Source organism: Paenibacillus sp. SZ31 (genome assembly GCF_012912005.1).
In the GTDB taxonomy this organism is placed as follows: domain Bacteria; phylum Bacillota; class Bacilli; order Paenibacillales; family Paenibacillaceae; genus Paenibacillus.
Map to the genome: position 1 here is coordinate 62,799 of NZ_JABBEA010000016.1, position 16,649 is coordinate 79,447.

Here is a 16,649-nt window from a genome sequence, read left to right on the forward strand (position 1 = left end):
AGAAACGGAAGGGGTTCACCCATGCGACGGAACAAAATCATTCGGATAATCGCAACGTTGATGGCCATGGTCATGCTGATCAGCGTCTTGCCGCTTCACATCGCGGTAGCGGCCGTTTCCTCAGCGGGAACGACATCCATTAAGAACGGGTTTATCAAAGTAACAGTGGACAATGCAAGTGGGCGTTTCAGTATTCGTACTGAAGACGGACAGCCAATCCGCAAAAAGGATAACGGCGTGGATATGATCTTTGGCGAAGATAACCCGGAGACGTCGTTCACGACATTCCGCATTAACGGAACGGATCTGATCTTTGGTAATCCGTACAAAATGGCACCGAACTGGACCTCGGAGGTTACACCTCCGAAGGTCGTTACGGGTAATGACGGTACCCAGAGTCTGGTTACCGTATGGACCGTTCAAGGTATTCGCATTAGCCAAGTGATCACTTTGCTGTTGAAGGAAGACAAGGATCAGGGCGGTAATGCGCGTGTTCAATATGTAGTGGAAAATACGACAAATGCCAAGGTAGAGATCGGGTCACGTGTGTTGCTGGACACGTCGGTTGGTGGCAATGACGGCCCGGCCTTCCAGATCGGGCAGAATTATTCCGTTCCACTTACGGTGGAGCGCAAACTGGTTCACGAGCCAGAAAAGCTCGGTTATGACAAAAACGTGGACGAGCAGGCGTACAATTTGCATAAACTGCCACCGTACTGGGTGATGCGGGACAAGCTTGATCTGAGCAACCCGCTGGCGACAAATGTCATTGCCTATGGATTCAACAACTTGTTCGAGGGCGGTATTAACATCGTTGATGAAATGGTGGTAGGCCATTGGGCCAATCTTGCCGGAACGAAATGGGAATATGAACCGGACGAGAATCTTGATTTCACGCAGGATACAAATGACTACGGTACAGCCGATACGGCCGTGGCTTTCTATTGGGAGCCTGATGCGGTTCAAGCTGGTGGCCAACACTCGTATGAACTGGTGTACGGCTTGGGCGAGATTGTATCCCCGGAGAAGGTATTCGATGTTCGTTTCCTTGATCCAACGCAGAAGCTGGAGACCAATGAGGAAGAGACGGGTTACGTTAATGACGGTGTGTTCGAAGTGAATACGGAGATCGAGAACCTGGAGATGTTCAACACAAACCATAGCCAGATTGATGTGACTCTGACACTGGAGAAAGGTCTGAGCTTTGTAGATGAGAATGGGAAGGAACTCAATGCAACAAGCCAGAAGCTTACCTTCCGCAAGGATGTTCCGCCGGAACAAGCTGCACAGGGCATTGAATTCATTCCGTATAAACCGGGCGAGGTCGTCGCAGCCAAATGGCGAGTGAAGGGTACAGGCAAAGCCTGGCCTTCAACGCGCCAGTATATGGTGACGGTGAGCAGCCCGGAGACAGAGAAAAAGCTGGAGACGGCTGCTCAAGAGAGCGAGGGGCTTCCGGAATCGGAAATTCGTGCAATCTATGAATCGTCAAGAGCAGGTTTTATTTTCCTGCCACCGGTTGGCGAATTAAGAGAGACGTTGGTCTACGCCATGTCACCGGAGGAAGCGTACAGCAAGGACGAGAAGTACATCACGCTGAACGTGTCCAATATTGCTGCCTACAATGTCGGCAATGAAGCAACGTCTACCGCTGCCAACTTTGACATGTATCTGGTGAACGTGAAGAACGGGGATCGTTACAAAGTGCCAGTGACCCGATCTGTAACATCCCAGCCGCTTGGAAACGGGTTCGCGGGAGATTTGAAGCTAGTATATCGTGGCGGGGAAAAGGTGAAGGCGGATGGCACAACGCTCGAAGTGTTGAACGACGCGATCTTGCCACTTGGTGAATATGCCGTGCAAGTGGATTATCGGGACAAGTCCATTCCCGAGATGGCTGAAGCGCTGAGCTTCAAGACAGACCAGACCTTTGCTATAACCGAGAACGAAGAGAACCGGGTTCGCAAAGCCGGAATTCTCGCTGTGTTTAAAACCAAACTGGACCTCAATGCAGGTACTGGTGATAAAGCGACGTTTGCCAGCGTGCTACCGTGGACGTACGGTAACCTGACGGATACGCAGTTCAAAACAAAGTTGGATCAGGACCGGGCGATACTGACAGCTGCCAAACAGGAAATGGTAGCAGCTTCACGCAAGCTGGACCCTGCCCTGGATGTAGCTGGGGCAATCGATACATCGGCTTCGTCGGTATATGCGGTCCAAACGTTCGAAAATGAAGCAGCCTTCGAAGCATTCGAAAAAGGACTTGATGATGATACCGAGCAGGAGGTTGTTCTGGAAGTGCGCGGTAAGATCGTGCAGTCCGGTACGGGTGCAAATGCCCAATACACGGTTCAATCGGATACAGAACCTGCGATTCTCAACAAGAGTGTAGCTTACAGCGGGAAAGACCTCACCATTTCAACAGGGAATTTCCCGCTCGCCAAAGATTTGAGAGCCAATACGGACACGTCATTCTTGCAAACCCTCTTTGTGGGTGGCGACGGTACGCTAAGCGTGGCGAATAGCGGATTCGTGTTCCATTCGGGCGAATGGACCGTTGATTTCTACAACGGATTCGATAAGTCACTCGGCACGGAATCAAAGCTGACGGATGAAGAGCAGGCATGGGAGGAAGGACGCAATCCGGAAGACCCTACCCTGAACGGAACCCTGACTTGGGCTAACGGTATGCTGGGCGATGCGCTCAATCCATACCGCAATCTGCTTGTCTCCTATGTGTACTTTAATAAACACACGTTGTTTTCAACACCTACCTTCTCGCTGAATGGCTTTGGGTTGAAACTCAATGACTTTGTACTGAGGCAGGATGGGGTATCCTTCGGTGGTGCAATGAAGATGTTTATTGTAAACGGGGAAGTAAGCAACGTTATGTTCAACCAAACGGGATTCGTGGGCATCGATTCCTCACTGGCGTTTGAACTGGATAATAAAATCGGTTTGTTCAAACCGGACTCCGAGGATAGCGTAAAAGGCGGTATCAATGTTACGCACTATAAAGACCCGAACAAATACGGCGTCATGAATTCGTACGGCGTTAACTTCGAGGCGAAGCTGGAGAACTTGTTCTCCATTAGTGCGGAGCTTGCCTTTAAACGAGTTCCCGACGGACGAATTATTCCCGACGTCATTGCTTTTGGATCGGACCTTCCTGATCCGGGCATCATGATCAATCCGGCTACCAAAATCTCAAGTATTCGCGGCGCGATCCGTGAACTTGCGATGACGATTGCCGGTGGTACCGAGCGCTTGCCACTGACGCTGGAGGCAGGCATCGATATGGAGCTGGGACAGAAACCGGCTGTTTTCTCAGGTAGTGTAGACCTGACGCTCAAAGCTACCGGATTCAAAGTAGTGGGCAAACTCGGCTTCGGTGAAGGCAGCAAAGTCATCCCGATGCTGACGGAAGCGCTTGTCCAGACCCAATGGGCCAGCCCGATGTTTATCCGAGCCAGGGCACAGATTGATGTCGGTGGATGGGATATCATCGTGGGCAGTGCCAGCTTGTTTATCGGCGAGAACCTGGAGAAGGGACGAGTCGATTTTGAAGGCATGGTCAGCTCCAAAATACAGATACCAAGTTCAGTGCCGGTTGTCGGCGGTTTAGGATTTGGAACTCGTGCAGGGGTTAATAACGATGAACTGTGGGCAGGGATCTCCTTGTTATTCCTCACCCTGGGCATCAAATATTACTGGGGTGGCGGCATTTCATTCATGACCGATGGATCGGCATTGGATAACGAAGCACTCGCACACCTGTCGATTAATGATCCAGAACAGGGTCCGCGCCTGTTACAGATCGGAACGGGAATAGAGACGCTTGCGACCTCATGGGAGAATGAGGAGCCTGAGCGTTACGAGATTCGATACACCGCCGTTGGAGACGGCATTGATATGATCGAGGATAGCTCGCAAAACCTCGGCATTGGTGGCATTCGTACGTCCAATGGAGGGAAAACGCATGAGATCCCGATGAGCGGAGTGACAGGGGATGCGCTCCTTGAATTGGAGTATTTTACAACAACCAGACCTACCCTGACTCTGAAGCGTGACGACGGAAGCACGTATGATATCGTGTACGGAGAAGCAACCGATCGGAATGCAACGGCGTTTGAACAGATTATCAAAGCACCTAAAGAGGGTGATCTGAAGAGCGATGGTACAACAGTGACCAAAAAAGAAGAGCTTCAGGGAACCGATATCCGTCGGATCTATGTGGCGATTCCACAAGACGATGCGAAAACGGGAAGCTGGACGCTGACGTCCAGTCAATCGGTCAAGTCCAAGCTGATGAACATTCCGGTACTTCCGGAACTGTCTTCGACGGAACTTGCGATAGATCCACAGGATGCGGACCAATTCACAGCAACCTGGACCGTGGACAACGCTTCGCCTGGAGATACGGTTGATCTGTATCTGTCTTCGGACCGTTTGCAGGCCACACCTACACCGGACGAATCCATTGATCCAGGGATCATGATTGCCAAAGGCATCGAGATTGAAAGTGCCGATATTGGTGCTGACGGTCGTGCATCCGGCGAGATGACCTTTGACGTGAAACAGATTGCGTACCTCGGCGGAGCAGACCTTCGTGGTTTGCTGCAACAAGGGACATATTATCTGCGTACGGAACTGAAAACGGATATGGCATTCTCTGTCTTGTCTTCACAAGAAGGGTATACGCTCGTAGATCCGTTTGCTCCGAACGCCGTGCCAGTAGTGGAAACGAGAAGCATCGGTAACGGGCAGTTCGAGGTCGCTTTCCCGGCGATCACCAAAACAGCTGATGAAGAAGCGGAGGAGTTCAATTACATCCTGACCGCTTCGGATGAGCAAGGACATCTGTATGATCCGTTCGGCGAAGAAGGATACAGTGAATCCGACTTGAAAGCCACGCTCAAGGATGGCAAGTATCATGTGATCGTGGGTGGATGGAATGCACTGGGTACGCCTAAGCTGGGGGCGGACGGCAAAGTGCAGCGCAATGCAGACGGCACCATTGCCATGGAGGATAAAGAGATACGTCATTCCGGACTGGAGCCGGGCAAATCGTATCGCATCGGCGTTACGGTTGCACGCAAACGGGCATCGGATGAGCAAGCGAATCTTCGTTTATCCACAACGACGTATAGCGGGACGAAGCTGCTTCCTGCCCCTACAGGGCCAGTGCTTTCGCTCGATAACAAACAAGTGGTCAACAACAAATACGAGGTTGTTACAAGTTCGAATCAGGTAACCGTGAACGTGGCTTCGAATCAGTCAAACGTTGTTGTAGAGGCTTCAACGGACGATGGTTCGCTTGGCACCACTGACCTTGCAACAACAGACAAGCTGAAGTTCAACTTTGAGGTAGATGGTGTATACGCAGTCCAGCTCAAAGCTCGCAATACCAGCACAGGGGATATGTCCGTCACAATGCTGTACGTGACGATTGATACGACAGCTCCGATGATCTATCTGGATTCACCTTCACAAGGCGAACGGGCACAGGGAGGCGTTGCGCTCGTACAGGGTACAACGATGACCGATGCCCAAGTGACAGTTACGGATGCCGATAGTGATCAAGAATTGGCACAGTTCAAACCGGACGAGAACGGAGTCTTTAAACATGAGGTGCCGATTGATGCGAACCGCATGAAGACCCGTCTCCGAATTAAAACCGAGGACGCGGCAGGCAATGTGAACTCTGCCGTTGTTGAGGTGCTGAACGGCGACTTCAAGCTGCCGCGCAGACTGAAACTGGTTATGCCGGAAGAACTTGTTGCCGGTGGAGAACAAGCTGCGGTTCAGACTTATGTTGAGTATACGGATGGAACTCGTGAACTCGCAGACAACGACAGCATCACCTACAGTGTGGTTATGGGTGAAGCGAACGCAGCCGTTCAAGATGATGGCCTTCTTGACGGAAAACGTGTCGGAGCTGCTTTAATCCAGGCCGATTATACATGGCAAGGTACGGAGCTTAGCACAACGGATATCGTATCCGTTGTTGCACCGAAGACGGGAGCTGCACCACCGGATTACATGGATACGATCAAAGCATCCACGATCGGAACGGGCAAAAAGGGAGAGACACGTGTCTCGATCAGCGCTGCCGGACACAAAGGCAACATGGTTGGCAGTGAACTGGCATACCGGATTTTCACGGAGCAATCGCAAGTGATGCTGCCAACATTCGAACAGGATATCAGCGGATGGAACACGCTGCCTTCCGATAAAGTCATCAAAGCAAAACCAGGCGAGTGGGTTGTTATCGCCAAACGAACAACGAGTGAGCCAAAACTCACGACAGCATCCTCTGCTGCGGTGAAGGTGAATGAGCGGATATCTTCAAGCGTAGAACCAAGCGAGCCAAGTTCTGGCGGCATCAAACCACCGGCATCCAATGTGCCTGTCGGTCCATTGACGGTGGGTGGCGTAGCCATCGATAGTGCCGTTGGAGGCCGCGACATGAAGATACCTCTGGAACTGGATGCAGTGCAGAAGGATGGATTGTTGCTGGTCGATGTTACGCCAGGCGTCAATGGCCCAACTGTGGTTGCTCGTCCTGTGCGAGAAGCGCTGCTTGATGCAGCCAAGCAAGGACAGCGAATTCGTTTGCACGTTGCGGGCCAACTGGAGCAACTTCGCTTCGAACTGGATGCAGATCTGATTAAACAACTCGCTGCCAAAGACATTTCGATGGATTTGGAAAGCGATTGGGGCAGCTACCGTTTGGATTGGAATGCCATCGATCTGAACGCACTTGAAGCAGCGTTCCCGGCGCAAAAGGCCGAGGATATCAAAGTAAGCTTGAATGTAGGTAAACCGGATCAGGCATACGAACGGCTTGCTGCGAAGCTTGCCAGCGAAGGCCGCACGATTCCAAGAGGAACCCCGGTTACCTTCAACATGACGGCAAGTGACGGTAGCAAGTCAGTCGAGATTGATAAACTTTTGAAAATGACAACCAAAGAACTGTACCTGCCGGTTGGAGAGGACGAGCGCTCCGTATCGACAGTGGTCGTTCTTGAGGCTGATGGCAGCTTGCGGCATGTGCCTACTCGCTTCGAAGTGCGGGAAGGCCGGATGGTTGCCATCGCCAGCAGTATGACCAACAGCGTATACTTGCCAATCCGATATGACGCTTCGTTTAGCGACATGAAGAGTCACTGGGCAAGCGAAGCGGTTCACGATCTGGCATCACGTCTCATCGTGAATGGCGTGTCATCTGCTCGATATGAGCCTTCGCGTAGCATGACTCGGGCAGAGCTTGCTGCACTGATGGTGAGGGCCTTTGGCCTGAAACCAGACACAGGCGTAAGTTCAACATTCGCAGACGTTAAGGCAGCAGATTGGTACAACGATGTGGTACAAACGGCAACTGCCTATGGCCTCATGACGGGCTACAGCGGTAACCGTTTCGGTCCACAGGATGCCATGACACGTGAGCAAGTGATGGTCATGCTGATCCGTGCATACGAGATGGCAGGACATACTGCACCAGCTGTGAGTAGTGCAGCTAGTAACCTTGACGGCTATACCGATGCATCAACGTTGTCTGATTGGGCCAAAGACAGTGCCGCGCAAGCGGTGAAACTGGGTCTGATTCAAGGCAAATCGGCAACGACACTTGAGCCAAAAGCTCCGGTAACGCGTGCCGAGATGGCAACGCTTGTCCGCAGATTACTTGTGGAACTGGATTTGCTGTAAACATGAAGTTGTTGATTTGAACTGGAAAAGCTCGAAAGTCATTGCGACTTTCGGGCTTTTTTGTATCTTTTTTATGAGAAAGGTTATTTCAATATGTTGTACGTGAATTCATACCCACCCCGTAAATTCCAGTATGGACGCTTTTGCAGATTGTGCTTCGGTATGAGCCCCTTTGCGCCAAGTTTTGGGCGATTCTCCCATCAGTTTGGCGAAGCAACGGTTAAAGCTGGAGATGGATCGGAAGCCAACCTGCTCGGAGATGGACAGAATGGAGGCCTCCGTGCTTTTCAATCGCTTGCATGCCTCTTCGACCCGGGTACTATTCAGAAAATCGAGCGGTGTGGTTCCCATAATTTCATGGAACTTGCGGCGAAAATGCGTTGTACTCAGATGACACAGATCAGCGAGATAATCGATGGTCACGGGCATCATATAATTTTTCGTGATAAACTCCAGCACAGGTGAGATGACCAAGTCACCTTGGAGATTCCGTTCCTGATCTTGCGCTGACCAGTTCTCGTTACTCGCATGAACTCGAAGCAGTTCGATATATAGAGACATCAACAAGCCGTACGCGCTCTCCCGATAGTAGGGGGACTGATGCTTCATTTCTTCTACGATTGATGTTGCGAGCATATGAATTTTGGGATGCTGTTCCTTATTCAGAATACAATTGTTTCCCTGAATAGCCCATAGATTCGGTTCAATGTGACTTGAGGCTGTTTTGAGCGAATGGCGAAAGAGCTCTTCAGGTGAAAAGAAGATATAGGCCCACAGGCTGGCGTTATTAGGCGAACTGTATGTGGTATGTGGAAGATAGCGGGGAATGAACGTGATGTCGCCTGCCCGAAAAGGTACAGATTCCCCCTTAATCTCCATGATGCCTCCATCTGAATAACAGATGCCAATCTCCATGTGGTTATGGAAATGAAGATGCTCACTCTTGATATCGGATATTCTCCAGCGGTCTCCACTGAGTAACAGGACAGGAAAATCAATGGGCAGGCTGTAGTGGCGATATTCAATGACAGGTTTCTTCGGTTTGGGCATTTTCGAGGACTCCTATGTATAAATGATTGAAATTGCACAGTTTTGTTGCGAATATGCTTAGATTGAGACTATTTTACTGCGTACAATGGAATAAGTAAAGCGTTTACAAAAATGGACGGACACCTCTCAGGGCGCACTTGGGGGCGTGTGCGCAGGGAGAGGGGAATAACAATGCTTCAAGTGAAATATGACAGGGAACAGATTCTACACGTAATCGAGAACGTTACTAAGAAAACACTGGATATGGATCTGACATGGGATTGGCCCGGCGGTGTGGCTTATTATGGCGTATCGAGAGCCTACCAAACGACAGGTAACCAAGAGATTTTGGACAGGCTGGTGAAATGGGCGGACGAATATATCGAGCTGGGTCTGCCAAGTTGGACGGTAAATACATGTGCCATGGGTCATGTGCTCATCACTTTATATGAAGAAACCGGAGATCAGAAATATTGGGATATTGTCCTTAGCAAAGTCGATTATCTCCAGAACCATGCGCTTCGCTTTGGAGACAATGTGCTTCAGCATACGGTATCCGTTTCCAATGATTTTCCGGAACAGGCTTGGGCGGACACCTTGTTTATGGCGGCATTTTTCCTGCTCCGCGTAGGTAGCAAATTAAAAGATGAAGCCATGATTCAGGATGCGCTGAATCAGTATTACTGGCATATCAAATACCTGCAAGATCCGACCAGCAGTCTCTGGTATCACGGTTATAACAATATTAACAAGGACCACATGTCCGGATTTTACTGGGGAAGAGCAAACGCTTGGGGAGCCTATACGATGTCTCAAGTGAAACCGCAATTGAACGACTGGTATTTGTATCCGCAGTGTATGGATGTAGAATGTGCTCTTCGCGATCAATTGGCGGCTCTCAAGCTGGTGCAGACCGAGAACGGCTTGTGGCGTACGGTTTTGGATGACGAAGAATCGTATGAAGAGGTGTCAGCTTCCGCTGGTATTGCAGCAGCCATGATCAATAATGGCAATCCACTGCATACCAAATATGTGAAAAAGGCATTGGAAGGTATCCTGAACAACATTAGCGAGGATGGGCGCGTGCTTGGTGTATCGGGCGGTACGGCGGTAATGAAGGATCGGGATGGCTATCGCAATATTCCAAAAGATTGGATTCAGGGCTGGGGTCAGGGCCTGGCACTCGCTTTTCTGTCCGATATGTTGAGATAGGGAGGGAACCAAAATGTCCAAACCAACCAAAGGTTCTTTTACACTACCGGGTGAATCCGGATATGAGGCACTGACGCTGGAACTTGCCGATCGCTGGGGTGCCGATGTGATCCGTGACAGTGACGGTACGAAATTGTCCGATGAGATTATCAATGCCGGATATGGCATCTATTCAACCATTTGCATTATTCGGGATCATAATGAGTGGGCATCCCGTAATCTGGATAAGCTGCAGCAATGTTTTCTAATAACGAATCCGAAGGTTGCTGTACAAGATTATGTATCCATCTATCTGATGGAGGACTTCTTCGCTGAACAATTCAGGGTGAATGATTCGAAAGAAGCGTTTAAATATTGGCAAGTTTATGATCGAACGACTGGGGAAGAGGTACCTAGAGGACAGTGGAATTATGAAAGGGAATCTGGCAATGTTGTCATTACTGGTGTTGCTCCTTGGCATAAATATACGGTGAGTTTCATGGTCTATCGGATCTGGGAAGAGATTTCCATGTACAATCACACAACGAATAATTGGGACAAAGAGCATCTGATGCAGATTGACCCGATCTATACAGACACCCAAACCTATTTGCTGGATTGGATGGAAAAGTGGTGCCAAGACCACCCGGAAACAACCGTTGTACGTTTTACGTCCCTATTTTATAACTTCGCCTGGATCTGGGGCAGTGATGAGCGGAATCGCCATCTGTTCTCGGATTGGGGATCATACGATTTCACGGTAAGTTCGAGAGCGCTGGATCTGTTTGCTCAAAAATATGGGTATTCACTCTTAGCCGAAGACTTTGTGAATGGCGGTAAATATCAGGTCACTCATATGCCTGCGGATCAGCGCAAACTGGACTGGATGGCATTTATCAATGATTTTGTCATTGAATTCGGTAAAAAGTTGATTGATATCGTGCACAAGCATGACAAGCTGGCGTATGTCTTCTATGATGACAGCTGGGTAGGCATGGAGCCGTACAATGATCGCTTTGAAGAGTTTGGATTCGACGGCATGATCAAATGTGTGTTCTCCGGTTATGAGGCAAGGATGTGCTCAGGCGTTAAGGTCGATACCCATGAGATTCGATTGCATCCATACTTGTTCCCAGTTGGTTTAGGCGGGCTTCCTACCTTCAAGGAGGGTGGAGATCCTACCCTGGATGCGAAGAAATATTGGATTAATATTCGGCGTGCGCTGCTGCGTGAGTCGATCGACCGGATTGGACTAGGTGGATATTTGCATCTGGTTGAGCCTTACCCGGACTTTGTGGATTATATTGAGAAGATTGCCCATGAATTCAGGGAAATGAAAGAGCTGCATCAAGAGGGAAAACCGTATCAGATCAAGACAAAGGTAGCCATCCTGCATAGCTGGGGCAAGTTAAGATCGTGGACCTTGTCCGGTCATTTTCATGAAACATATATGCATGATCTGATTCATGTGAATGAGGCGTTATCCGGTTTACCAATAGAAGTGAAATTCATTGATTTTGATGATATTCGTCAGGGTGCATTGAAGGATGTGGATGTCGTCATTAATGCGGGTTCCGCTGGTTCTGCCTGGAGTGGTGGAGAGCACTGGAATGACCATCAATGTGTAGATATCTTGACCCAGTGGGTGTACGAAGGCGGTACCTTTATGGGTATCAATCAGCCTTCAGCAATTGAAGGGTACGACAGCTTTTTCAGAATGGCGCATGTGCTTGGGGTAGATGAGGATACAGGTGCAAGAGTTGTTCATGGAAAATGGTCGTATGAGGTTGGGGATGAGCATGGTTTGGTACCGGAAGATGCTAATATCGCATCAAAAGGTAAAGGTAACATATTTCTTACGGATGGGACAGCCAAGGTATTGCACGAGACAGATGGTAACATTACGTTGACCACACACACCTTCGGAAAAGGCCAAGGCATCTACTTGTCTTCGTTCGAATTCAATTGGGAAAATACGAGATTGCTGCAGAATCTGATTCGTTTTGCCGGGAATGAGGTGGGTGAGGCGAAGTATATTCCGGATAACCTGTATACCGAGTGTGCCTACTACCCTGAGAGCAACATATTGGTTGTGATCAATAATAGCGATCAGGTTCAATCTACGACGATTGATACGGAGCATGGAAAACAAACCGTGGAATTAGATCCGTATGACACGGTGATCACCAAGATTGGCGCAATTAAATCAGTGTAGGAACGGATAAGGGTTCTATTTCATAACGAAAAAAGCTCAAGCCTGCGGCGATCAGCCAATGCTTGAGCTTTAGTTGTATTCATTGTCTATTAAAGCCTGTATTCCCGACTGGATTGATGAGTTAAATGCGTATTATACAAGAAAATTTATGGAAATGCAAGAGGAAAAAGATTGCTTTTACGTAGACTATCGTTTATTCTAAAAAAAGGAAGTCTGCTATATTTTAATAGGAGGTATGGAGAATGGAAAATATGATGATGATGAACATGATGATGAATATGTGCATGGAAGAAATGATGTGCAAAATGAAATCCATGAAGATGATGATGGAATGTATGGAAGACAAGAGCATGATGGAAGGCATGGATATGAATAAAATGATGTCCTGCATGCAAGAGTGCGACGAAATGATGACCACTATGATGGGCATGATGAGCAACATGAAGAAAGCATCCATGTAATTCATTGATTACCAAGTTCGAATTGTAAAGCTGGCGGGCTTTACAACTCTGCAGAACAGTTCACTGTATGCAGTTCAAAGAATAGTAAGCCTTTTAATAGGGCGGGTTGAGCAGACGAACTGCAGACCGGCTTTTTTTCTTATTTATATTGAAGAATCTTCCGCGAAACATCAATCCGCATCAGCTTTAATTTGAACCATTGCTCCTGTAAGGATTCCGTCTGGTATCCTTCTGAAGCGACTCGAAGCTTGCTGAAAATATCCACCAGTTGCTTGTTAATTCGGTCATAGCTTATAAGCAATTCACGGAGCAGTATAGCTTTCCGTTCTTCCTCCAGCAACGCATCTTTCTGATCACGAAGCTTTCTGAGAATATCTTCAGCCCATTCCGAGTCTTCTATTGTACGGGCAAAATTATATAAGTCCAAATAATCGTTAACCCAAGTTTGTGTCAAAGAATCCATGGCGTTATTCACTCCAGTCAGCTACGCTTTTCTATATACCGAGTATTATACCCGGAATAATACAATTTACAAGTAGTGAATGAGAATTTATTGGATTTTTTTCCGTTGTAGTCTTATATATGTGATGCATGTGATACATGTTTAATGATATTAATGATTTTATGTTTAGCGTCTTTGGCTTCAGGAATCGGATACAGTACGAAGACGTGATTCATTTTGGGATAAACAAAAGTATGATGCTCAATACCTTGGTCCGTCAGCTTTTTATCAAGCTCCATGTTGTCAGGAAATAAACCTTCATGGGTTCCGATGAAGATGCTAATTTTGCCAAGCCCTTCGAAATCCCCGTAGATTGGACTAATCAGCGGATCGTCCAACGGTTTATCGGCTGCCCAAATCCGACGAATCACATCATACCCTTCCACAGCCAGCATGGGATCTCTGGTCTCATAGTCGAAGATAACGGGATTATCCAGAACCATATCCACACATGGCGATAATAGAATGATGTCTTTCGGCTGAGGAAGAGAATGCATCTTCAGGTAATGTGCAAGACTTAGCGAGATATTTCCTCCTGCTGAATCTCCCATAATGGTTAGCTGTAAGGGACTTTTTATGGATGCAATGATATCTCGATACAGATTTAAAAGTTTGGGATACGTATGCTGATAGTTGAAGTGTGGCAATTTGGGATAGATGGGGGCAATCACTTTGGCATTCAGTGCCTGAGCCATATGATCCATGAACTTCCAATGAAAAGACAGTGGTTGATGCGTATGGGCACCTCCATGGATATAGAGAATCACCCGTTGTTCAGGGGAACCCTGGTCATTTAAAGTAAATACCTGCATGTCTTCATAGGAACGCTCCTTGATAGGCGAAGTTAATTTAACTTTACCTAATTGATAGGGCTTAATGTTCTCAACGCCCATGTGCTCCAGATGTTTCTGCGTAAGTTCACGTGTCGATAGATTTTTCTTGGTATCTAATGTTCCGATGTATTTTTCTAATAGATAGCTCGTTACAGAGCGTCTTTTATTATAAATTTGTATGCTCATTTAAGGTTCGTCCTCTCAGCATTGAAGGTTGCTATGTATAGTATAAAGGTTGAAGTATACTTCAAGGTCAAGGCTGGTATGTAGCAGGTACTGATCGTCACGTTATAGAATGAAACTTATGATCGCATCTATGTTATGATCTTTATATATTCAAAAGTTTGAATAAAGGGGTATAACGTATGAATCAGAGCATACAACAGTTTAAAGCGGATTTTTTCAAAGCCTTGGCTCATCCCATGCGGATTCAGATTCTGGAGTTGCTGAGTGAAGGGGCGAAGAACGTCAACGAGTTGCAAAGTATCCTGGGGTCAGAAGGCTCCGCCGTTTCGCAACAATTGGCTGTATTACGTAGCAAAAATGTTGTACAGGGTCTGAAAGAAGGGACTACGGTCATATATTCTCTGCGAGACCCTTTGATTAAAGACTTGCTGGAGGTTGCCAAACAGATTTTTGACAATCATCTGGTCGATGCCATTTCCATGTTGGAAGATATCCGCAAAGAAACATAAACACGCGAAACAAGAGGAACCGGAAGTAAGTTCAGGTAACTTCTTGTTTTTTTGCATGTAATCAACGTCTCAAGTGTGAGCATTGCGATTGACAGGGTGCTTGCAGGGGCGTAGTGTTCTTATTATATTCAAATATTCAAATATATGAAGAAAAGAAGGTTAAGTCAGATGAAATGGATGGGGAGATATGCGGGGTACAATGGTTCTGCTTTTCGGAAGGATCTGTTATCAGGGTTAATTGTAGGTATTATTGCGATTCCACTCGGTATGGCGTTTGCTATTGCTTCCGGGGTCAAACCGGAGTATGGCTTGTATACAACGGTGATCGCAGGGATTCTCATTTCCTTGCTAGGAGGTTCCAAGTTCCAGATTGGCGGCCCGACAGGGGCATTCATTCCGATCCTCTTCGCCATTGTGATGCAGTATGGATATGAGAATTTATTGATTGCCGGAATCATGGCTGGAGTGATGCTTGTACTAATGGGGTTGTTTAAGCTTGGGGTGTTAATCAAGTTTATTCCACGACCCGTGACCATTGGATTTACGGCAGGTATTGCCGTTATTATTTTCAGTGGGCAGATTGCTAATTTTCTGGGACTAAGCGGGATTGAGAAGCATGAAGATTTCTGGTCCAATATGAAAGAAATCGGGGTGCATATCTCAACCATTAATATATATAGTTTGCTGACAGCAGGCTGTTGTCTGGCTGTTATTCTGCTTGTGCCGAGATTTGCACCGAAGGTGCCTGCATCACTGGTAGGTCTGGTGCTATCGACGGTAGTCGCAGCGTTGTTTTTTGAAGGGCAGGTAACTACGATCGGATCGTCCTTTGGTGCGATACCAAGCTCCTTGCCTCAATTTCATTTGCCTGAGATCACGTGGGAGCGAATCTTAAACTTGGTGCAACCCGCTTTTGTCATCGCCATGTTGGGCGGAATCGAATCGTTGTTGTCTGCTGTTGTTGCCGATGGTATGACCGGAAGTCGCCATAACAGCAATCGGGAGCTTATTGGACAGGGGATTGCTAATATAGTAACACCGTTATTTGGTGGTATTCCTGCAACAGGAGCGATTGCACGTACGGCAACGAATATTAAATCTGGAGCTGTATCACCATTGTCTGGGGTTATTCATGGTGTAGTCGTCCTACTAGTAATTATTCTGTTCGCGCCATATGCTTCCCATATTCCACTTGCCAGTATGGCTCCAGTCCTGATGATGGTGGCCTGGAATATGAGTGAACGGAGATCGTTCATGCATGTCATGAAAACCAAAACGAGCGATTCGCTCGTTTTGCTCATTACCTTTTTACTGACCGTATTTACAAGTTTAACGACAGCTGTAGAGGTTGGGTTGATTCTGGCTGTCCTTTTATTTGTTAAGCGAATGAGTGAGATGTTGAAGGTTGCCAAAGTGCTGCCTGATCCCAATCATAAACATGAGAAAGTCATGGCCCACATGGTCCGCGAAGGACATGATTGTCCACAAATAAGCCTGTATACAATTGAAGGGCCGTTATTCTTTGGTGCCGCAGATAGGTTTGAGAAGTCGGTCATGGATTCGATTCATCGGCGACCAGGTATTTTGCTATTGCGTATGGGCAAGGTGCCCTTTATGGATACGACAGGTGAATCCAATCTGGCCCATATTGTCAAACATATGGAGAGTTCTGGGGGAAGGATTTTACTTTCAGGCATTCAGGCACAACCTTTAGAGATGTTGAAGAGAACAGGTTTGATTGAACGGATTGGTCCTGATCACATGTTTGAACATACGGGTGAAGCTATCAATTTTGCATTAAGGCATCTGGATGATCAGAAATGTAGAGGGTGCAAACATTTTGCATTTCGTGAATGTGCTGCATTGTCGAGCGCTGGAACCGATCCAGAGCGTATCAGCCTGCTGAAATCTGGAAAGCGAGTTAATGCCAATAGTCCTGTATAATCCGCTGAAGAGATCGTGTTAAAATATATATTCTGGAAAATAAATGAAAAATATACTATGTTATAG

9 protein-coding genes are annotated in these 16,649 nt (G+C 47.5%); 6 read left to right on the top strand and 3 right to left on the bottom strand.

Annotated features, from left to right (window positions below):
* Window positions 1–21 precede the first annotated feature (21 nt).
* Window positions 22–7,713, top strand: a complete 7,692-nt coding sequence (locus HF638_RS23465; protein WP_169482354.1) for an S-layer homology domain-containing protein — start codon at window positions 22–24, stop codon at window positions 7,711–7,713.
* A 108-nt stretch (window positions 7,714–7,821) separates the two neighbouring features.
* Here HF638_RS23465 and HF638_RS23470 read toward each other — a convergent pair whose 3' ends face one another.
* Window positions 7,822–8,763, bottom strand: coding sequence for an AraC family transcriptional regulator (locus tag HF638_RS23470; protein WP_169482356.1), 942 nt, complete (start codon window positions 8,761–8,763; stop codon window positions 7,822–7,824).
* A 171-nt stretch (window positions 8,764–8,934) separates the two neighbouring features.
* On the opposite strand from HF638_RS23470, the gene HF638_RS23475 reads away from it, so the two are divergent.
* From HF638_RS23475 to HF638_RS23485, 3 genes are all read left to right on the top strand, one after another.
* A complete protein-coding gene (locus HF638_RS23475; RefSeq protein WP_169482357.1) occupies window positions 8,935–9,954 on the top strand; it encodes a glycoside hydrolase family 88/105 protein in 1,020 nt (339 codons plus the stop codon).
* Between the two features lie 13 nt (window positions 9,955–9,967).
* A complete protein-coding gene (gene gnpA / locus HF638_RS23480) occupies window positions 9,968–12,148 on the top strand; it encodes a 1,3-beta-galactosyl-N-acetylhexosamine phosphorylase (RefSeq protein WP_169482359.1) in 2,181 nt (726 codons plus the stop codon).
* A 242-nt stretch (window positions 12,149–12,390) separates the two neighbouring features.
* Entirely contained in the window at window positions 12,391–12,609 is a 219-nt protein-coding gene (locus tag HF638_RS23485; RefSeq protein WP_056692804.1) for a hypothetical protein, read from the top strand.
* Window positions 12,610–12,748: 139 nt separating this feature from the next.
* Here the strand turns inward: HF638_RS23485 and HF638_RS23490 are convergent, their stop codons facing one another.
* Entirely contained in the window at window positions 12,749–13,072 is a 324-nt protein-coding gene (locus HF638_RS23490) for a hypothetical protein (RefSeq protein ID WP_169482361.1), read from the bottom strand.
* A gap of 113 nt (window positions 13,073–13,185) precedes the next feature.
* Complete coding sequence (locus tag HF638_RS23495; protein WP_169482363.1) at window positions 13,186–14,130, bottom strand: alpha/beta hydrolase fold domain-containing protein; 945 nt, start codon at window positions 14,128–14,130, stop codon at window positions 13,186–13,188.
* A 179-nt stretch (window positions 14,131–14,309) separates the two neighbouring features.
* Between HF638_RS23495 and HF638_RS23500 the strand changes: the two genes are divergently transcribed.
* Window positions 14,310–14,639: an ArsR/SmtB family transcription factor gene (locus HF638_RS23500; protein WP_062836296.1), complete on the top strand. Its 330-nt coding sequence runs from the start codon at window positions 14,310–14,312 to the stop codon at window positions 14,637–14,639.
* Window positions 14,640–14,807: 168 nt separating this feature from the next.
* Window positions 14,808–16,583, top strand: coding sequence for a SulP family inorganic anion transporter (locus HF638_RS23505; protein WP_169482365.1), 1,776 nt, complete (start codon window positions 14,808–14,810; stop codon window positions 16,581–16,583).
* The last annotated feature ends 66 nt before the right edge of the window (window positions 16,584–16,649 follow it).